At 52.8% G+C, this 19,456-nt stretch carries 15 protein-coding genes; 5 read left to right on the top strand and 10 right to left on the bottom strand.

Going from position 1 to position 19,456, the window contains the following annotated elements; genetic code table 11:
* The first annotated feature begins 359 nt into the window (after positions 1-359).
* The gene (locus ACQ4M4_RS06575) at positions 360-1,874 is read left to right on the top strand and encodes a tetratricopeptide repeat protein (RefSeq protein ID WP_430683680.1); all 1,515 of its coding nucleotides are present in this window, start codon (positions 360-362) and stop codon (positions 1,872-1,874) included.
* A gap of 260 nt (positions 1,875-2,134) precedes the next feature.
* Here the strand turns inward: ACQ4M4_RS06575 and ACQ4M4_RS06570 are convergent, their stop codons facing one another.
* Both ACQ4M4_RS06570 and ACQ4M4_RS06565 read right to left on the bottom strand, forming a co-directional pair.
* Positions 2,135-3,304: a cysteine desulfurase family protein gene (locus ACQ4M4_RS06570; RefSeq protein ID WP_430683679.1), complete on the bottom strand. Its 1,170-nt coding sequence runs from the start codon at positions 3,302-3,304 to the stop codon at positions 2,135-2,137.
* Positions 3,305-3,957: 653 nt separating this feature from the next.
* Complete coding sequence (locus ACQ4M4_RS06565; protein WP_430683678.1) at positions 3,958-4,167, bottom strand: hypothetical protein; 210 nt, start codon at positions 4,165-4,167, stop codon at positions 3,958-3,960.
* Positions 4,168-4,179: 12 nt separating this feature from the next.
* On the opposite strand from ACQ4M4_RS06565, the gene ACQ4M4_RS06560 reads away from it, so the two are divergent.
* Positions 4,180-4,434: a hypothetical protein gene (locus ACQ4M4_RS06560; protein WP_430683677.1), complete on the top strand. Its 255-nt coding sequence runs from the start codon at positions 4,180-4,182 to the stop codon at positions 4,432-4,434.
* Positions 4,435-4,438: 4 nt separating this feature from the next.
* On the opposite strand, the gene ACQ4M4_RS06555 is transcribed toward ACQ4M4_RS06560, so the two are convergent.
* Positions 4,439-4,654 (bottom strand): hypothetical protein, encoded by a 216-nt coding sequence (locus ACQ4M4_RS06555; protein ID WP_430683676.1) that lies wholly within the window; start codon positions 4,652-4,654, stop codon positions 4,439-4,441.
* Between the two features lie 269 nt (positions 4,655-4,923).
* On the opposite strand from ACQ4M4_RS06555, the gene ACQ4M4_RS06550 reads away from it, so the two are divergent.
* Positions 4,924-7,482: an endonuclease MutS2 gene (locus tag ACQ4M4_RS06550; RefSeq protein ID WP_430683675.1), complete on the top strand. Its 2,559-nt coding sequence runs from the start codon at positions 4,924-4,926 to the stop codon at positions 7,480-7,482.
* A 369-nt stretch (positions 7,483-7,851) separates the two neighbouring features.
* Here the strand turns inward: ACQ4M4_RS06550 and ACQ4M4_RS06545 are convergent, their stop codons facing one another.
* The 6 genes from ACQ4M4_RS06545 to ACQ4M4_RS06520 form a co-directional block, all read right to left on the bottom strand.
* Positions 7,852-8,169, bottom strand: coding sequence for an RNA recognition motif domain-containing protein (locus ACQ4M4_RS06545; RefSeq protein ID WP_430683674.1), 318 nt, complete (start codon positions 8,167-8,169; stop codon positions 7,852-7,854).
* 126 nt (positions 8,170-8,295) lie between these two features.
* Positions 8,296-8,466, bottom strand: a complete 171-nt coding sequence (locus ACQ4M4_RS06540) for a hypothetical protein (protein WP_430683673.1) — start codon at positions 8,464-8,466, stop codon at positions 8,296-8,298.
* A gap of 7 nt (positions 8,467-8,473) precedes the next feature.
* Complete coding sequence (locus ACQ4M4_RS06535) at positions 8,474-9,235, bottom strand: pentapeptide repeat-containing protein (protein WP_430683672.1); 762 nt, start codon at positions 9,233-9,235, stop codon at positions 8,474-8,476.
* A gap of 71 nt (positions 9,236-9,306) precedes the next feature.
* The gene (locus ACQ4M4_RS06530) at positions 9,307-10,698 is read right to left on the bottom strand and encodes a tetratricopeptide repeat protein (protein ID WP_430683671.1); all 1,392 of its coding nucleotides are present in this window, start codon (positions 10,696-10,698) and stop codon (positions 9,307-9,309) included.
* Positions 10,691-12,058, bottom strand: coding sequence for an ATP-binding protein (locus ACQ4M4_RS06525; RefSeq protein ID WP_430683670.1), 1,368 nt, complete (start codon positions 12,056-12,058; stop codon positions 10,691-10,693). Before ACQ4M4_RS06525 ends, ACQ4M4_RS06530 begins: the two co-directional genes overlap by 8 nt.
* A gap of 208 nt (positions 12,059-12,266) precedes the next feature.
* Positions 12,267-13,739 carry a VWD domain-containing protein gene (locus ACQ4M4_RS06520; protein WP_430683669.1) on the bottom strand — a complete coding sequence of 491 codons (1,473 nt, stop codon included), beginning with the start codon at positions 13,737-13,739 and terminating at the stop codon, positions 12,267-12,269.
* A 691-nt stretch (positions 13,740-14,430) separates the two neighbouring features.
* Here ACQ4M4_RS06520 and uvrA point away from each other — a divergent pair.
* A complete protein-coding gene (gene uvrA / locus ACQ4M4_RS06515; protein ID WP_430683668.1) occupies positions 14,431-17,565 on the top strand; it encodes an excinuclease ABC subunit UvrA in 3,135 nt (1,044 codons plus the stop codon).
* Between the two features lie 1,053 nt (positions 17,566-18,618).
* On the top strand, positions 18,619-18,855 hold the full coding sequence (locus tag ACQ4M4_RS06510; RefSeq protein WP_430683667.1) for a hypothetical protein: 237 nt from the start codon (positions 18,619-18,621) through the stop codon (positions 18,853-18,855).
* A 47-nt stretch (positions 18,856-18,902) separates the two neighbouring features.
* On the opposite strand, the gene ACQ4M4_RS06505 is transcribed toward ACQ4M4_RS06510, so the two are convergent.
* Positions 18,903-19,331, bottom strand: coding sequence for a hypothetical protein (locus ACQ4M4_RS06505; RefSeq protein WP_430683666.1), 429 nt, complete (start codon positions 19,329-19,331; stop codon positions 18,903-18,905).
* Positions 19,332-19,456 lie beyond the last annotated feature (125 nt).

The raw sequence follows: 19,456 nt of genomic DNA, 5'->3' as shown, positions 1-19,456 counted from the left end.
CAAATATCTGATATTGCCATTTATGACTGTTCATCAGCCAAGCGTCAATGTGTTTTGTGTGTCCGTCTGCCCGTCAAAAGGGGGACTGCTGCCGATTCATCACGATTCATCCCTGAGATTTACGGAGTAAAAGTTCGCAAAATATCCAATTATCCCTCAGCCATGCATCAGCCGATGAATCCCCACAGCGAGCACGATAGATACAAGAACAAAGCTGGGTGTGGCTTCTACCCTAAAAGAACGATGGTTCATTCTGATGAAACTGCTGTAAGATTTTGGGCGATGGTGGGCATCCTGTGTTGGTGATTCGGTGCAGCCTTCCGAATTTTGTGGGGTTATTAAGGATAGCTATGGTTCATGTGTCTAAGTTCATCGCAACAATGGGGGCGATCGCCTCTATCGCAGGAGCACCCGCCCTAGCCCAAAATTCACTGCCCGAAGCAGAGTTCCTGCCGCCGCCGCCTGTTACTCCTGCTGCCAGCCCTGCTCCAGCCACCGAAACAACGGTACCCGTTGAAGTGGTGCCTATGACACCCACCAACCAAGCCAACCCTACGGCTGCTGAGCCGGACGCGGCCGCCGAAATGCCCATTACCGATGAGTACGTCACTCGGTTATATTCCGATGCGCAACGGCTGATTAGTCAGCAGGAATATGAATCGGCGCTGATCTTCCTCGAAGAAGTTTTGATCATTTATCCCGACTATGCCCCAGCCTATGTTTCCCGTGGGTATGTGTACAACACGCTGGGGGATACGGGACAAGCCCTCGCCAGCTTTACCGAGGCCATTAACCTAAAACCCGATTATGGTGAAGCCTATTTGAACCGGGGGGCGCTGTATCTGCAATTTCGCAACTATGTGGTTGCAGAGTCGGACTTGCAGTTAGCCGCTCAGTACCTACCCAACAATGCGCAGGCTGCTTTCCTGCTGGGGGTTGTGTATGAGTCGCAAGGGAATATCAATCGGGCAGAAGCTCAATTCAATCAGGCGATCGCCCTTCAGTCTGACTATGCAGAACCCTATGTGCATCGGGGTGCCATTCGGGCTGAGCGAGGGGAATATGAGGCCGCACTGGCCGATTTTTCCAGTGCGATTCGCTCTCAGTCCAAATATGGAGCCGCATTTCTAAACCGGGGTAGTGTTCACTTTGTGTTGAATAACACCGAGGCGGCGCTGCTTGATTTTAATGATGCTGTGCGCAATGACCCAACGGCGATCGCCTACTTTAGCCGAGGGTATGTGGCATCTTTGCTCAATGACTTGGAGCCTGCCTTCGAAGACCTGACTCGGGCGATCGAACTCAATCCTGAATACTATCTGGCTTATGTCAATCGGGGTCTGGTGCGAGGTCGAGCTGGAGACTATGAGCGAGCCATTCAAGATCTTGATCGGGCAATCGGTCTAGAGCCCTCCAATGCGATCGCCTACAAGGCCAAAGGCGATGTGTATCGCATGTCGGGGGATGTGATTAATGCAGTTGTGGAATACGATCGGGCGCTGGCATTACAGCCTGACCTGGAAGAGGCATTGCAAGCCCGCGCCGATGTGCGCCTAACTCAGGGCGATGCGTTCGGTGCCGCACAGGATCTCACGCAAGTGTTGTTCAACAATCCATCCGATGCGGATGCGCTATCGACCCGGGGAGCACTGCGCACCACCATTGGCGATTCCTACGGCGCAATTCAAGACTATAACCGTGCGGTAGAGCTGAACCCCTTTGATGCCGATGCCTTCTTTAACCGGGGGGTGGCTCGGCAAGCTGTGGGCGATCGCGCTGGGGCACGGCAAGACCTGATGCGGGCAGCGGAACTGTATCGCCAGCAGGGCAACGGACGCGGCTACCGCAACGCCATTAGTCAAATGGCTCGATAGTGCCGGGATGGATGTCGGGCGCGACATGCCGGACATTCATTACAAATACGGAGCGTGAGCCCCGTTTCACAAGAAAGCGCCCCCGATCGCGATGATGAGGGGCGCACTCTCTTTTGGAGCTGTTGAAAACGTGAGTTATGGATAAGCTGAAGTGCCCATTTTTGCGTGCGCAACGCGCACGCAAAAATGGGCTTTTCTGAGGTTTTCGCGCCGCGAAAACCTCAGAAAAGCCCTTAACCGAAACTGACGTGTTGAAACAATTAGCGAGCTGCCACCGGAACGCTGCGTAGAGCCCGAATGGTTTCGATGACCTGCTGCCCAACCCACTCAATTTCATCTTCCGTGTTGAAGCGGCCAATCCCAAACCGTACCGAGGCATAGGCCAACTCATCCGATAGCCCCAGTGCTTTGAGTACATGGGAGGGAGCGGTTTTGGAGGAACTACAGGCCGAGCCCGACGATACCGCAACAAATTGCCGCAGAGCAATTGCCAAAGCCTGTCCATCTACCCCATCGATGCTGATGTTGAGGTTGCTGTACAGCCGTTGAGTTGGGTGTCCGTTGAGGTGGATGCCGCCTGCCATCAATAACGTTGCCCACAGGCGATCGCGCAGTTGGCCAATGCGCCGCGCTTCCGTTTCTCGCTCGGCCAGGGCAAGTTCCACCGCTTTGGCAAATCCTACAATTTGCGGAGTGTATAGAGTGCCCGATCGCATCCCTCGCTCATGACCACCACCGTGGAGTTGGGGAGCCACCAGCACCCGAGGATTTTTGCGCCGCACATACAGTGCCCCAACCCCCTTTGGGCCGTAAATTTTGTGAGCAGTGAGCGACATCAGATCAATGTGCATGGCCTGCACATCTAGGGGAATTTTGCCGATCGCTTGGGCTGCATCGGTATGGAACAGCACGCCCCGCTCGTGACACAGCGCGCCAATTTTGGCCAAGGGCTGCACGACCCCTGTTTCATTGTTGGCCGCCATGATCGAGACCAAGACCGTATCGCTACGAATTGATTTTTCTAATTCACTCAAATCAACCAAACCATCGGCCTGCACGGGTAAATAGGTCACCTCAAAACCCAAAGATTCCAAGTATTTGCAGGTATCGAGCACGGCATTATGTTCGGTTTCAGCCGTAATAATGTGTCGACCTTTGGAAAAGTAAGATTCTGCAACACCCTTGATCGCTAGATTGTTGGACTCGGTGGCACCACTGGTAAATACGAGTTCTTCAGGTTCTGCATTGATGGCGATCGCCAAGGTTTCACGCGACAGGTTGACTGCGGCCTCGGCGGCCCAACCATAAGGATGGGTTTTGCTAGCCGCATTGCCAAAATGCTCCCGAAAGTAGGGCAACATGGCTTCTAACACGCGCTCATCAACCGGAGTCGTAGCATGACAATCCAAATACACGATGGGCTGGGACATGACGAGGCTCCCTGTGTCAAAAAAAGTGAGATTGCTAAAAAGTGCTCCTAATGTATCGCGACCTTCATGCAGCTTTTGTGAACCGAATGAACAGAAGGGGGGAATTTACTGAATCTTTAGCAAGCGACTTGTGGGGATTGCGATAACTCTATGAACGAATGTTAACGAACTTATAGTACGTGAGTTTGTGCGCTTGTCGATCTTGCTCCCTGTGCGATCGCGCGTAATCCCAGTATCAGAGCATTCCACCAGCGAGTCCGGGGATGAGACCTTCTGCACGAATCATGACGCAACCCTGCCGCGCAACGATTCATGTTTCCAAAAGCCGTGCGTACAGATGGCCTATTGATGTGATCTGACCAGTGTGGGCTTCCTGATGTGAGCCTACTGATGTGGCAGGAAACCCAGCGCTATTTTTAGCATGCCAAAAGGGATTGATGGTTGGCGGAGGCAACACGCAGTCATCAATCCCAAAATTCTGTGAATTGAATAGGACTTACGCACGTCATCCGAAAAATCATTCAACTGCGTAAGTCTTGCTGAAATTTGCTGAGATGTGGCGAAGGAAGCAGGTGTGAACTCAGCCTTGAATCAACCAACATTCCAGATCAACACGTGAGTGGAAGCCAACGCCAACGCCAGCTTGACATCCATTAGGACTGTTTGGATGGGCTAGTCGCATCATGGATGGATGTGCTCTCTATGGAAAACTCAACTGACGAGGAGCGATCGCCGCTGAGTAACTGCTGGACATGGTGCCGTACATATTGGCGCACACCCGTAAACTGAGGTTCTTGCTGGCTGTAAAGATACGCTTCTGTTGAACTATCAAAAATCGATGCTTCAGATTGGGAGTTTTTCATAGAGAGCTTAGGATGACACGTTTTAAAAAAGGGATATCGGTGATGCGAGTGTGCATCGATGGCAACAGGAAGATGAAATGCCTGCCCAACGCGGTTTACGGAACGCTACACGCTGGGCCAAACCTAAATGGGCGTGATGAAACTAATGTCCGCACGCGATCGCCAGCCGTGGTGTATCCAGTACCGACGAGCTACTGCCTATATCGCTACGGCACATATCTCACGGAAGGATGGCAAAACGACTGCTGCGCACAGAGCAAGAGATAAAGTTTTAGACCTGCCTTGAAGGGGAAGGTGCAATCTCTTCAGTACAGGGGATTGGATCTAGGCTAGCGGGCTGTTGCGGTTGGCGATTGTGGGTGCGCCATTGGTTCAACCGATAGTGCACATACTGCCGAATCCCTGAAAAAGTAATCTCCGTAGAACTACGGTCATATTCTTTAAAGGAACTGTCAAAAATTGATTCTTCGGATAGATGAATCTTCATTTTTTTCTGCACCTTGGGGGGTAAATGCAAAAATGATTAGGTGTTTAGGGTAAAACTTATGCTCTAAAAAAAGAATTGCCTTACCCGTAGATTTACGTAAACTTTAATTTTGGAAGTTAAGATGTTGACTTTTGCAACGAATTGCCAACTTTGGTGAGATGGAACCTGATGCGCTGGCCTTACGCCAAGCCGAAACAAACGTAATAATGGATGAATGGGTGCTGGCATCCATTACTTACTGTTGATGAACAAAACGGCTCGTACTGACGTTGACTATCTTCGATTCCATTCAGACCGAAACCCTAAACCTATTGGAATGGCCGCGCTTGTGTCAGCATGTGGCTACCTTTGCGGCTACGAAGCTGGGAATGACTGCCCTGCGGGATATGCCCATTCCCGAAAGACTGGAAGACAGCTTGGCGCTGTTAGCCCAAACTGAAGAAGTCTATCTACTAGAAAATAGGCTGCCGGGTGGTCTGAGCTTTGACGGCATTCAGGATATTGGCAATGCGCTGGATCGGGCAGGGCTGCACGGGTTGCTGAGTGGAGAGGAACTGCTGGCGATCGCCACGACTTTGTCGGGAGCCCGCAACCTGCGCCGGGTCATTGATAATCAAGAAGATGTGCCAACCTTGCAGGAGTTGGTTGGCGATCTGCGCACTTATCCCGAATTAGAGCAAGAAATTCATCGCTGTATTGATGAGCGGGCTCAAGTTGACGATCGGGCCAGTGCAAAGCTGGGTGGCATTCGCGAGCAGTTGCGCAGCCAGCGCGATCGCATTCAGCAAACACTGCAGCGATTGATGCAACGCCACAGCAACGCCATTCAAGAATCGCTGATCACTCAGCGGGGCGATCGCTTTGTGATTCCGGTCAAAGCCCCGCAAAAGGATGCAATTCCCGGCATTGTGCATGATGTGTCCACCAGTGGTGCCACGCTCTACGTAGAACCTCATGCGATCGTGAGCTTGGGGAACCAACTTCGCCAATTAGTGCGCCAGGAACAAGCTGAGGAAGAGGCGGTTCGGCGTGCCCTAACGGAGCAGGTCGCAGAAGTTTTGCCCGATTTGGAAGAGCTGTTGGCGATCGCCACCACGCTCGATTTGGCGACTGCTCGGGCTCGTTATTCCCTATGGTTGGGGGCCAATCCGCCTCGATTTGTCTCGTCCAGCCCCGAAGCGCCACAGCCAGAACCGATTGTCCTGCGGCAGTTGCGTCACCCTCTGCTGGTATGGCAGCAGCAGCACGAACAGGGAACCTCGGTGATCCCAACAGATTTGATCATTCAGCCCCACATTCGCGTGGTCGCCATCACCGGCCCCAACACAGGTGGCAAAACCGTCACGCTAAAAACACTGGGATTAGCTGCTTTGATGGCGAAGGTCGGCTTGTTTGTGCCTGCACGCGAACCTGTAGAGCTGCCCTGGTTTGATCAAGTGCTGGCCGATATTGGTGATGAGCAGTCGTTGCAGCAAAGCCTATCTACTTTTTCTGGCCACATTCGACGCATTGGGCGCATTCTTTCGGCGCTTGTGCCAGAGCTAGAAACGGCATCACCCCCATCTGAGCTGGAAGGTGCAGAGCAAGACGCGCTGCCAGACTTCCAAGCTCTATCTGTGGCTCCCAACGCGATCGCCCCGGCTCTTGTTCTATTAGATGAGGTGGGCGCAGGTACAGACCCAACGGAGGGAAGCGCATTGGCGATCGCCCTGTTGCGATATTTAGCCGATCACGCCCTGCTCACGATTGCCACGACCCACTTTGGCGAACTGAAAGCGCTGAAGTATGAGGATGAGCGGTTTGAGAATGCGTCGGTGGAATTTGACGATGTGCAGCTGGCTCCAACCTATCGTTTGCTGTGGGGCATTCCTGGTCGCTCCAATGCCCTCACCATTGCTCAGCGGTTGGGGTTAAATCCGGCCATTATCGACTCGGCGCGATCGCACATTGGAGTCGAGGCATCGCAGGATGTGAATCAGGTGATTGCCGGGTTAGAGAGCCAGCGCCGCCAGCAGGAGCAGAAAAACCAGGCGGCTGAAGAGTTGCTGCGGCAGGCCGAGCAGCTCCACCGCGAAATTTCTCGCAAGTCGGATATGTTGCGGCAGCGGGAACAAGAGCTGAAGCAGCAGCAAGAAGTGGAAATTCAGCGAGCAATTTCACAAGCTAAAGGCGACATTGCCGGAGTGATCCGACGGCTGCAGCGCGGCCCTGCCACCGCTCAAGATGCCCAACACGCTACGGAATCCATTCAGGCGATCGCCCAACGTGCCCTTCCTTCTCGCAAGCAGCCGCCCAAACCCAAGCCCGGATTTCATCCTAAAGTTGGCGATCGCGTCCGCATTCCTCGCCTGGGACAAACCGCCGAAGTGCTCACCAACCCAGATGATGCTGGCGAACTGATGGTGCGCTTTGGCCTGATGAAAATGACGATTTCCCTTAGCGATGTGGAGTCGCTCCAAGGCGAAAAGGCCGAAGTTGTCACCAAAAAGCCCGCCGACTCCGGTAGTCCCAAAGCCTCCCGCGACTCTGGCAAAGCGGACAAATCCGCTGATGCAGACGCAACCCCCGTAAACCAGGCACCCGCCGTTCGCACCTCCCGCAACACTATCGACCTGCGGGGCAACCGAGTCGCCGATGCCGAAATCACACTCGATCGGGCGATCGCCAGCGCTCCCGCAGGCCCCATCTGGATCATCCACGGTCACGGCACTGGCAAGCTCAAGCAAGGGGTTCACGACTTTCTCAAGCAACATCCTCAAATTTCTCGCTTCGAACCCGCCGAGCAAGCCGACGGCGGCACGGGAGTGACTGTTGCTTATGTGGAGTAGTGGGAAGAGAGGGGCTAGGAGTTAGGGAGTAGGGAGTAGGTTCCAGAGTTTGGGTAGATACCCCAATCCGCACCCTTTCGCCTACCTTGCGGGGGGAAGTTCCCCGAACAGGAGTGTTGCTGCAGAAGCGATCGCCAATACTCCTCCCTCCAAGCACTACAGCCTCACGCAATAATATTGCCCTCTTTAAAGGATTTGGGGCACCACACAAACGTGCAGTGCCCCAAATCTAAATCAAACCGAACGAAAGTGACGATACGGATTTCTCAGGACTCATCAATATGCCTGGGTTTACAGGCTTAAGCCCAGCCCTGTAGAAGAAATCCCATGTTCAATCCATTGCAAAGCTTGAATGCAAACCAACGAAGCTTAGAAACGGCGAGAATAGCCACCGCCACCGCCGCCACTGCGACGATTGCCACCAAAAGAACCACCACCCCGCTCTTCACGAGGCTTGGCCTTGTTGACCTTCAGATCACGACCCATCCACTCGGCTCCGTCGAGAGCTTCAATGGCGGCGTTCTCTTCAGCATCAGAAGACATCTCTACGAAGCCAAAACCGCGCATGCGGCCAGTTTCGCGATCGGTGGGCAATTGAACCCGCTTGACCGAGCCGTATTCTGCAAATACTGCGCTCAGGTCTTCATCCGTAACCTCGTAGGACAGGTTACCAACGTAAATCGACATAGATTGTCTCCAAAATCAGAAAAGTGCAGAGAGTGAGATTTCGGAGAGAAGGCCGCCAATAAAAAACGCGAAAAACTCGTCAATACCAGAAAAAACCACTGCAACCGAATTACTTAATCTCAGACTCTACTTTAACACTTTCGTACTGTTTCCAAAGAGCCGCAACCGAGATGATACAATTTGAGACATTTGCAGTTCTACCCGCTGCGACAGCATGTTGGGCTGATGAAAAGCGATCGCCCCTTGTCGGCTCCTGATCCCATCTTCCCTTTGAGGCAAATTTATGCCTTCAGGCATAGCTAGCTCACCAGGGGCTTTTTTCGGGACAGTCGCGAAACGAGTATTCGCCGCTGGGCAAGGTTGTTTCACAAATGATGGCGGTGTTAAGGCTGGCATTGGTTAGATTGGCTCGCCCTAGCGTAGCTCCGGTAAAGTCGGTGCCGTTCAGGTTCGCTCCGGTCAAGTTAGCGTTGTACATTCCGGCATAGCGCAGCTTTGCCCCTTGCAGATTGGCTCCTGTTAGATTGGCATCCTTTAGCAATAGTTGACTCAGATCCAGGTTGCTCAAGTTGGTGCCGCTGAGGTCGGCTCCCATCATGGAAACGCGACGGGGATCGCCGATTCTGGCCCCGCTGAAGGTGGCATTGCGCAAAATGGCCCCGTTGAGGTTGGCGGACAGCAGATTTGCGTTGGTGAGGTTGGCTCCGGTCAGGTTTGCGCCTTCTAGCACGCTGCCTTCAAAGGTGGTGTCGGTGAGGTTGGCGTTGCTGAGGTTGGCTCCGGTGAGGCGGGTGGTGCCGCTGCCAAACAGGGAAGGCGGACTGCTGAGCTTGGCTCCGGTGAGGTTGGCGTTGCTGAAGTTGGCTCCGCTAAGATCGGAGTAGACGAGGCTGACGCCAGACAGATCTTCGCTAGAGAAGTCGATGCCTTTGAGATCGCACTCGATGCATTCGCGTTGGGAAAGGACGCGCTGGCGGAGGCCAAAGCTAATGCTACAGCTTCCCAGCAACAGGGCACTCACGCTACAAAACACGGCAAGGACAAACCGGGGGGAGGTGTACTGCATGGGGAAGTACCTGAATGGATGGAGGTAGGGGTGTGTCGCGGTTCTCCTCTATCCTTCCCAGTTCAGCTCGCTCAATCCGAATTTTGTGCGGAATCTATGAGCAATGCTTGAAAGCGAGCATCATTCCGAATGGCATCAAAACCTGAATCCGTCTTTGCTTTTTCTTGATATCTGGAATTCAGTTCAATTGCTCGGCTCAAAGCTTCAACGGCTGGCTCTACTTTGCCCTGCAACCCGTAGCAACACGCTTTGTTATACCAGGGGCTTCCATAAGCCGGGTTGATGGCAAGTGCTTTGTCGTAAGCAACGATCGCCTCCTGATAGCGTCCTAAGTTCCTTAGCGCAATCCCTTTGTTGATGAGCGCTTCGTGTTTGTCGGGTTTGATGTTGAGGGCGTGGTCATAGGCGGCGATCGCCTCTTCATAGCGTCCTAAGTTCCTCAGCGCAATCCCTTTGTTGTTGAGCGCTTCGTGGTCGTCGGGTTGAATGGCGAGGGCGTGGTCATAGGCGGCGATCGCCTCCTCATAGCGTCCTAAGTCACTCAGCGCAATCCCTTTGTTGTAGAGCGCGTCGTGGTCGTCGGGTTGGATGGCAAGGGCTTGGTCATAAGCGGCGATCGCCTCCTCATACCGTCCTAAGTTAAACAGCGCACTCCCTTTATTGTTGAGCGCTTCGTGGTCGCCGGGTTGGAGAGTAAGGGCTTGGTCATAGGCGGCGATCGCTTCCTCATAGTCCTTATTGGCAGCAAAGACATTGCCTTGCTCAAATAGCAGACCTGCTTTGCGGTCTATAGTCTGGTTTGGGTCATCAATCAGGTTGCGCAACTCTGCCAACTTTTGAACTCGTTCAGCAGGGGTAAGCTTGAGGTATTCGTCGTAGTTTCCATACGCGGACAGCGAGCGAATTTGCAGATCAGCTTTGTCAACGGGCAATTCAAAGATGCCCGATCGCCAGTCAAAAAAGTCTGGAGCGCGATGGATTAAATAGTTTTTAGCAAATGGCGGAATGAGAAAGACAAAGCAAGTGTTTTGGAAGCTGTCGCGAAAGTTTTCGCGCTGTTGGTTCAGGTTCACCATCACGGGTGGAACACCCTTCCAGCTATAGGAGCGCACCTCCTTTTCTGTCCAGCCCAAATGTCTCTTCGTGTCTTCGTAGGCATACAGCGAGTGCTCTAGCCCCTGAATAAACAGCACATCAACTGCACTCTGCTGTGCCAAAAAGGCTTTGACTTCCCGGTAGAGGTTGCCGTCTAGGATGGTTTCTGTAAACTCCAGAGTTGCCATGCGCTTCTGTGGCACGTCTTCCCTTAACCGCCCGATAATATGCGCTCCCATAGATGGGGAACATTGCACAAACAGCAGCCCAAACCCCTGGTTGCGGCGAATCGCTCGTTGCAACGCCTGGTATTCTTCTTCCGGTTCGGGTGGCAGGTCACTATCCCAGTCAATTACCGCTTTAGTCATCGCCAGGTTTCTGCTCTTTTTCAATATCTTGAAGGAGTTGGGCGATCGCATCCTTAAATTCCTGCACTCCTCTCAGCAAGGGATGCACGTCGTACCACGGACACAACTCATCCTCATCATCCAGATACCGATATTCTAGGATGCACCGCCGAAACATGAGATTGCGATACGCCGAGTCGTTTTCAATGCGGTGGGTATGAGCAACCTTGGCCAGTAGATGCCATTCGTTGTGCTGCGGCACGGGGCGGTAGGTGGCACGAGTTTCTGTAATGGCTCGTTGCACAGCCCGGTTAGAAATTGGCAACTTGTCACTGCGGTTTATGGCTTCTTTCATGAGCAGAAACAACTCGCGCATGTGGCCGCCGCTCATCAGGCAAAGTTTTTCCAGAGCCTCGGCAGACTCAAAAATCCCTTCTTCTAACGCGGCATCCGGCAGCACTGTTTGAATGCGTTGCAAAATGAGCTGCTTCATTCGCGCCAAACCAGACTTATGAATGGTGCCATCTGGGTTTCGCACCATCACCATGGGCAATAGGCGCGGATTGCACGCATAGACGGATTGCAAATCGCTGGATCGGTTGGAATGCACCATCGAAACAGGAATGGTGTAGATCAAATGACACTTTAGCCCGCGCAATTGGCCACTGCGTTCAATAAAAATTTCGTCATGGTTACTGCGTCCATCGTCGCGGTATACAGGCACAATCCGATCCAGGTTATCGGCAATCATCACCAGCTTGGTCTTACCCGCAGGCAGTTTCCGCTTTCCGTCTTCGATGAAATCGTTGAGGGCTTGGATAAGCGATGGGGTATCTGGATTGACCAGGTTTCGGATCTTCGTCCGTTCTGACGGTACAGCTCGAATCGTCGTACTCAGATTGGTAATTTCCTGAATTCCAACCTCGACATTCAAATCCTGCACTTCAATTCTGGTTAGGCCGAGTTCATGCAAGCGCTGCCATCGTTCTCTAAACCAACCAATAACGGGGTTCGCATCGGCCAACTTTAGCTGAGTGAGCAAATGCCGAGTGCAGGAAAACAAGATGTCGGTATACTCAGCATCTTCTGGATCGACATCCTCTGTTTCACCCACAGCGGCAAAATAGACCACAAAGCAGCCATTTTCTTCTAAATGTTGCTTCAGCCGCAGCAACTCCGTCGATTTGCCCGCACCTCGGTGCCCGGAGTAAAGCTGGCAGGTGCGATCCTCTCCTCGCAAGATTTCGACACCCAAGTCGTCAATCACGTTGGTATCGCCGCGCTCATCGTCACAATCCACATAGGTCGGATCGCCGGGTGGCACTGGCTCCGATGGATTAATGACACGGGCAATTCGGGTCAGAATATCGGTTTCACTCATGGGTGTAGAAGGCGAACTGAATTTTATTGCGGCTGAAGGGTTACGTACACGTCATGTTTGGTGCTGTGCCTTAAATTTTAATGCGACGAAGAGATTTCAAAACTGACAAAATTGGGCGGTGTGTCGCGGCATTACTCACGGCACATCGCCCAAACAGGGTGAAAATAAATCAAATCATTCCCCTTCTAAGATGTCTAAACGAACCCGACTAAAAAGGAAGGCGGATTCTGGGGCGACCACCGGGAATGGGAACCGGGATGCGATCTTGCACCTCATCCAGTACCCGATCGGTGACTCGGTTCAGCACCAAATTGCCTACGGCCTGGGCAAAGCTAGAATCTTGGGTCACACCAACATCAAAGATGCAGCCTTCCAGGAACAACGGGTCAACCTGTTGATCGCGGCAAACCTGCTCAGCACCGCGCAGTTGGGTGGGAGTGAGCGATCGCAACGACAGGAACGAACTGGGGAATCCCCGTAGCGTAAACGTTGCTGTTGTTTGCCCCGGTGCATAGTCAAACAGCGATTCTGCCTGACTAATACGCCAGCTATCCCCAAACTCCCGGTGCATTTGCTCAAAGTAGAGCGTTTCGGCCTCTCGCAGCGGAATCGAGCGGGGTAGCACGCTCGACAGCACATTGCTCACATCGCCATAGGTGGATTGGGGTTCAATCACCCGACCATTGCGCGTTTGCAAATCATCCTGAGCACGCCCATCAAAATTACCCCAAATGCCGGTGTACAGCGCCAGATCGGGCGTGGTTTTGGGCACATCCACCACCACATTCAGGAACGGGAATTCCTCACGAGGTGCGATCGCCACGGTCACTTCCTCGGTTCCCGGCCCCGCGACCACATAGCGCGTGGGGCTAATGCGCCGAACGTTGCCGCCCGTCGGTAGCCGCAGCTCATCATCCGTCAGGGTGACAGGTGTTCCATTCACTCGCAAAGGCGTGCTGGTGTTGCCATCGGGAAAGTTTTGCGTGTAGAAGGTGATGCGATCGCCCCCCACTTTGATCGCCACCCCTGTGTTCAGCGACAGATCCCGACCCGGAAAGCGAGACTGCCGCGCCTGCACCTCAAACAGGTTATCCACCGAGCGCGTCAGAATGAACTCACCCACCGTTTGAAAGCCGTAGCGCAACCCATCGTAGGTGACGATGTGTGGGTCGCCGTGGCTGGCCCCACTGCCCCGCATCAAATCGGCAAAATCTTCGGGATTTTCCAACGCGTCGCGCATGGTTTCCCAAAAGTCTCGTTCCTGGTCATTCATGGGGGAACTGCCAAACAGCGGGTCACCATCAATGATGCGTGAGTCAATGTGGTGGCCAACGCGACCTTGCACAATGTCGCTAATGCCTTCGATCGCCTCGGCCTGCAACGATGGATCGAGGGAGCAATTTTCGGGCGTGATGGCACAGACGGCGATCGCGGCTCCGGCCTCTCCAGCATCCATGGAAGTTGTAGCGCTAATGACCGAGCTGCCATAGGCGATCGCTGCTTGAGCCTGACGACTGGCCTCGATCGTGCGGCGAATATTGTTAAGCGTTTCAATCGATGCATCCCCCAAATACGGCGGGTAGCCATCGTCAGCGAGGCTGCGTTCTGCACCCATCAGTTGCCCTAACAACATTAGCCCACAGGTGATGACGCTGAGCGCCACATAAAATAATCGTCTCATCCTTCACTATCCTTGCAATACAACTGATGCAACTGTCATGATTCTGAGAAAAACCAAATTCCCAAATGGTTGAATGGTTCGTTACTCAGGGTTTCATCTCGGCCAGAAAACATGCTCCAGATGCAAAACTCCATACAAAGCACTTGGCAAAACACTTGTACTAATATTGGTGGATTCACAGTAAACTAAGAGGATGTCTGAGCAGTCAAAAAATAGCCCTCATCCCCCAGCCCCTTCTCCCAATTTTGGGAGAAGGGGAGCTGCAAACCCTTTCCCCTCGCCCAAGTTTGGGAGAGGGGAACACAAGGGGTGAGGGCAATACACGGAGCTTCCGGCACTTTTCAGATGTCCTCTAAAGGGCAGATGAATGCTTTGGTGCATCTGGTGTGTTTGGTAGATGCAGTTCTGTGCGATCGCTCATCGCGGTGAGCAGGCCAACCCTGCACAAAGGCCGCGATTACCCTGCGCAATCGCTCTGTTGGATCGCCATTGCCCTGTCTATTGCATCATGCCTGGGTTCGGGTTTTACGCACGAAACACGGGCCAGTATGTAAAGTGTCCATGAAGTCTGTTGGCTCAGGCGGTTTGCGGGTTCACAAAGCCTGCCTGCAACTGAGCTGCGTGGAACCCACAAGGGCAGAACCTTAGATTCTGTCTGGACTCTTGGGTTTAACGTTACAATCGTTAAGATGTGTTACTGACCTGGCGATCGCCCGTTATGCCACCCCGCTCCCGCAAAGCCACATCCAATCCCGACGTTTCGCTGAGCGATGCGCTGCCATCGTCTGCTGCGAACGGCAATGGCAAATCGGTTGGTTCCAAGCGCAAATCAAAATCGGCGGGAAAAGCGATCGCCATCGACCCCGAAAACTGCATCCGCATTCGGGGTGCACGTCAGCACAATCTTAAAAATGTGGATCTAGAGATTCCCCGCGACAAGCTGATCGTGTTTACGGGTGTATCCGGCTCTGGCAAATCCTCGCTAGCATTCGACACCATCTTTGCCGAGGGACAGCGCCGCTATGTGGAATCCCTCAGTGCCTATGCGCGGCAATTTTTGGGCCAGGTGGATAAGCCCGATGTGGATGCGATCGAGGGTTTGAGTCCCGCCATCTCCATCGACCAAAAATCCACCTCCCACAACCCCCGCTCCACTGTCGGCACCGTTACCGAAATTTACGACTACCTGCGTTTGCTGTATGGCCGCGCCGGTAAACCCCACTGTCCCATTTGCGATCGCTCCATCGTTCCCCAGAGCATCGACGAAATGGTGGACAAAATCATGACTCTGCCCGATCGCACCCGCTTCCAAATTCTGGCTCCGGTGGTGCGCGGCAAAAAGGGCACCCACAAGAAGCTGCTGTCGGGCTTGGCAGCAGAGGGCTTTGTGCGGGTGCGGGTGGATGGGGAAGTGCGCGAACTCACCGACAACATTGAACTCGACAAAAACCAGTTCCACGATGTGGAGATCGTGGTGGATCGGCTGGTCAAAAAAGAGGGTATTGAGGAGCGGCTCGTGGATTCGCTGTCCACCTGCTTGAAGCGATCGGAAGGGATTGCCATCATCAACGCCACCCTGCCCGAAACCGATAACGTGGTGCAGTTTCCCACCAATCCCGATTTGCAGCTGGCGGTGCTGCCCCACATGGCGGCGGAACCTGCCGGACGCTATGGCAGTAAAGAAGAGACGGACGAGAAGAAGAAAGAGATGGATCTCATCTTCTCGGAAAACTTTGCGTGTCCTGAGCATGGCGCGGTGATGGAGGAGCTATCGCCCCGATTGTTCTCCTTCAATTCGCCCTACGGTGCCTGTCCTCATTGCCATGGTTTGGGCAGTTTGCGCACCTTTTCGCCCGATTTGGTGGTGCCCGATCCAAAACTTCCGGTCTATGCGGCGATCGCCCCGTGGTCCGACAAAGACAACACCTACTACTTTTCGCTGCTGTACAGTGTGGGGCAGGCGTTTGGCTTCGAGCTGCAAACCCCGTGGGAAAAGCTTACCCCCGATCAGCAGCATGTGATTCTGCATGGCTCCGAGGAAAAAATCTACATCGAATCGGATTCCCGCTATCGCGAAAATAAGGGCTACCACCGCAAATACGAAGGGGTGTTGCCCATGCTGGATCGGCAATATCGCGAGGCCAGCTCCGACACCTACAAGCAAAAGCTAGAGCAGTATTTGGTGGATCAAGCCTGTGAGGTGTGCAAGGGCGATCGCCTCAAGCCCGAAGCCCTAGCCGTGCGGTTAGGCCAGTTTCGCATCCACGACCTGACCGGGGTTTCCATTCGCGAGTGCTTGGATCGAGTCAATGCCATGGAGCTATCGCCTCGGCAGGCGCAAATTGGAGATTTGGCACTCAAGGAAATTAAGGCACGTCTGCAATTTTTGCTGGATGTGGGACTGGACTACCTGACCTTGCACCGAACCGCTATGACGCTCTCCGGTGGGGAAGCGCAGCGGATTCGGCTGGCGACGCAGATCGGCTCCGGCTTGACGGGCGTGCTGTACGTGCTGGATGAACCCAGCATCGGTCTGCACCAGCGAGATAACGATCGCCTGCTGGCCACCCTGACTCGTCTCCGCGATTTGGGCAACACGCTGATTGTGGTAGAGCACGACGAAGATACCATTCGCGCCGCAGATTACCTAGTGGATATTGGCCCCGGTGCGGGCGTTCACGGAGGCAACATTGTCATGCAGGGTGGGTTCGATGACCTACTGGAGGCCGAAACATCCTTAACCGGAGCCTACCTGTCGGGTCGCCGGGTCATTCACACGCCACTGGCTCGGCGAGAGGGAAACGGTTGTGCCATTCGCTTACTTCATGCTTGCCGCAATAATCTGCAAGATCTGACGGTAGAAATTCCCCTGGGCAAGTTTGTTTGCATTACGGGGGTGTCTGGTTCGGGGAAATCGACTCTGGTAAACGAGTTGCTCTACCCGGCATTGCAGCATCACTTTGGTCACAAGGTGCCGTTCCCCAAAGAGTTGGGGGAAATGACGGGATTGAATGTGTTGGATAAGGCGATTGTGATTGATCAGTCGCCCATTGGTCGCACGCCTCGCTCAAATCCGGCAACTTATACGGGCGTGTTTGATGTCATCCGCGATTTGTTTGCCGAGACGATTGAGGCAAAGGCGCGAGGCTATAAGGCGGGGCAGTTCTCCTTTAACGTGAAAGGTGGCCGCTGCGAAGCCTGTGGTGGCCAGGGCGTAAACGTGATTGAAATGAACTTCCTGCCGGATGTGTATGTGCAGTGTGAGGTGTGCAAAGGCGCACGCTACAACCGAGAAACCTTGCAGGTGAAGTACAAGGGAAAATCCATTTCTGATGTTTTGAACATGACAGCAGAGGAAGCGCTGGAGTTCTTCATCAACATTCCTAAGGCAGCGGCGAAGCTGCAAACGATGGTGGATGTGGGCTTGGGTTATGTGCGGCTGGGGCAGACGGCTCCGACGCTTTCGGGGGGTGAGGCACAGCGGTTAAAGCTGGCAACGGAGTTGTCGCGGCGGGCGACGGGCAAGACTTTGTATCTGATCGATGAGCCAACGACGGGGCTGTCGTTCTATGACGTGCATAAGCTGCTTGATGTGTTGCAGCGGTTGGCAGATATGGGAAATTCCATTCTGGTCATTGAACACAATTTGGATGTGATTCGCTGTGCGGACTGGATTATTGATTTGGGGCCGGAGGGGGGCGATCGCGGTGGTCAAATCATTGCGAAAGGAACTCCTGAAACGGTTGCCGAGGTCGAGGGCTCGTATACGGGGCAATACCTGAAGCGAGTGTTGGCACAGCATCCACCGATGGCTGTGGCCGATTAGGTTGCCTACGTGAATTATTGGACTTCTTACATCAATGCATTTTTGAAGGCGTGAATTGTTGTGTGGCACTGCATACAACAACTCACGGAGATCCATTGAACGTTACGAACCATACTGACGTTCTTTAAATCATGCTGTTGATAGGCTCAATCGGAGTCTGCAATTCTGTTTGCCTTTCAACTTTGAGGAATCATTCCTACAGAAATACAGATCTTTCGATGACGGTTTAGTTCTTATTTGAATGAAGATGAAACAGTACAAAAATAAGAGTTTCTACTGTTTCAATTCATACCCTAACTCCGTTGAAAGCTCTTTTCATTCTTCTAGCTAAGATGCTCTACCCAACAACATCAAAGCCAAGATTGACTCTATAGCTGGTACGAATTCAGCTGTGGAACCTCTCTGTTGCAGCTTCAAGCGCAGCCGTTACAATGACTGCTGTGTCAAGCTTTCCGCAAATATACTGAATTTTGCGTGGCCATTCTGATTTTGAGTTCGAAGATGGATGGTGCGATCGCTAGCTTTCGCAAACTATTCATAACCGACCGCCTTCATTAAGGAGTTGCTGCGTTCATTAGAGCAAATTGTTTGGCCCAAATTGAGGGTTGCAAACTTCAGTAGAATTTGCCGTTAGCGTTCCTCGAATGGATAACTCTGCTATCCAAAAAACTATCACCACATAAAAACAATACCAAAAGTTAAGACTTGTATAAAGAAGCCCAAGTACCCTACTAGAGCTTTCTGTATGTATGTAAAAAATAAAACAGGCCAAATTCGCATCCCCTGAAATTCCTGCTAGCCGTTGCACCCTCTCTACTGGCAGCAGCCTGCCCCAGGTAGTCCTTTTCCCCCATTAGGACAACCTAATGACAAGCAGCTTTCTTGCTCAAAGCTCAGTTGTTTGGACGATCACCCCCGGTATATAAAGGTACGTTTCCTTACCTAGTCCGCCGCGCTTGAGTCGTGCATGTTTTGGTAGTTCTGCTTCAATTGCACTCTGTCGCTGCAATGCCTACGTGTATTACTGCAACCCGCTTATCGTCAACAATGTCTATGAAATCGCTTTTAATTCAGTTTTCTCTGTCGCCTTGTGCGTTGACGATGCTCGTTCTCACGGCCTTGCTAGGCATTGCATTGCCCTATACCGCTAGCCTCAATATTGCGAATGCTGGTGAGCGTCGGGATGAGTTTCCCGAGCGCCGTCGAGGTGGGGGAACTCACTGGCGATCGCCCAACTCAGCCGAACAGCCTGGACAAAGTCCCACGCCCACATTTGACTATTTCACCTAAAGCTGAGCGCGTTATCGATCCACGGTGAAGCCTGTGAGGTCTTTAATCTATAGGCTGAAGGGATGCAGGATTTCGTTGATTCTTGCTTCATGTAGACATTGTTCTAGGGTGCGATCGCTCCCAATTTGCCACCACTGCCCTGTATGCCGCATGTAGGCGATATTGAATTGATCCGGCCCAACGTATTCATAGCGAGCAAACCGGAACTCCTGAGTCTGAGATGATTCGTCATCCTCAGACCTGGTATGCATGCCGCAAATGTAGAAATAGTTGCGGTACCACTTACCAAAAATATCCGTAAGAGAGGAAAAGGATGAATCGGGTCTCGGCGGATTCAGGTACCTGGGTTTGTAACACGACTCAATTAATTCATCAAATTGCTGCTGAATGAGTGCTTTGGTCGGTTCTGGCACCTTTGGCTTGGGCTGTTTCGCTTTGGATGGCGCGTAAATCCACTTTCGTTTTCGGTTTGCCATTTTTACAAAGCTCCAACTTGGAGTTGCCACGCATCTTATCGCAACTATTTAGAATTCATACGGCTATACAACAATGGCTCGTGAGTCAAGCCCACAAGCCATTGTTGTAGCAGGCTCAGTTTTAC

This window comes from Leptolyngbya sp. AN02str, from assembly GCF_050565595.1.
In the GTDB taxonomy this organism is placed as follows: domain Bacteria; phylum Cyanobacteriota; class Cyanobacteriia; order Elainellales; family Elainellaceae; genus Kaiparowitsia.
The sequence above is the reverse complement of the archived record's forward strand: the minus strand, read 5'-3'. Positions and strand labels throughout refer to the sequence as shown.

What these genes read in the sequence shown, in the direction of transcription:
- ACQ4M4_RS06570 (WP_430683679.1), bottom strand. Translation starts at nt 3,304, where the DNA reads ATGTCCCAGCCCATCGTGTATTTGGATTGTCATGCTACGACTCCGGTT.
- ACQ4M4_RS06565 (WP_430683678.1), bottom strand. Translation starts at nt 4,167, where the DNA reads ATGAAAAACTCCCAATCTGAAGCATCGATTTTTGATAGTTCAACAGAA.
- ACQ4M4_RS06560 (WP_430683677.1), top strand. Translation starts at nt 4,180, where the DNA reads ATGACACGTTTTAAAAAAGGGATATCGGTGATGCGAGTGTGCATCGAT.
- ACQ4M4_RS06555 (WP_430683676.1), bottom strand. Translation starts at nt 4,654, where the DNA reads ATGAAGATTCATCTATCCGAAGAATCAATTTTTGACAGTTCCTTTAAA.
- ACQ4M4_RS06545 (WP_430683674.1), bottom strand. Translation starts at nt 8,169, where the DNA reads ATGTCGATTTACGTTGGTAACCTGTCCTACGAGGTTACGGATGAAGAC.
- ACQ4M4_RS06540 (WP_430683673.1), bottom strand. Translation starts at nt 8,466, where the DNA reads ATGCCTGAAGGCATAAATTTGCCTCAAAGGGAAGATGGGATCAGGAGC.
- ACQ4M4_RS06535 (WP_430683672.1), bottom strand. Translation starts at nt 9,235, where the DNA reads ATGCAGTACACCTCCCCCCGGTTTGTCCTTGCCGTGTTTTGTAGCGTG.
- ACQ4M4_RS06530 (WP_430683671.1), bottom strand. Translation starts at nt 10,698, where the DNA reads ATGACTAAAGCGGTAATTGACTGGGATAGTGACCTGCCACCCGAACCG.
- ACQ4M4_RS06525 (WP_430683670.1), bottom strand. Translation starts at nt 12,058, where the DNA reads ATGAGTGAAACCGATATTCTGACCCGAATTGCCCGTGTCATTAATCCA.
- ACQ4M4_RS06520 (WP_430683669.1), bottom strand. Translation starts at nt 13,739, where the DNA reads ATGAGACGATTATTTTATGTGGCGCTCAGCGTCATCACCTGTGGGCTA.
- ACQ4M4_RS06510 (WP_430683667.1), top strand. Translation starts at nt 18,619, where the DNA reads ATGAAATCGCTTTTAATTCAGTTTTCTCTGTCGCCTTGTGCGTTGACG.
- ACQ4M4_RS06505 (WP_430683666.1), bottom strand. Translation starts at nt 19,331, where the DNA reads ATGGCAAACCGAAAACGAAAGTGGATTTACGCGCCATCCAAAGCGAAA.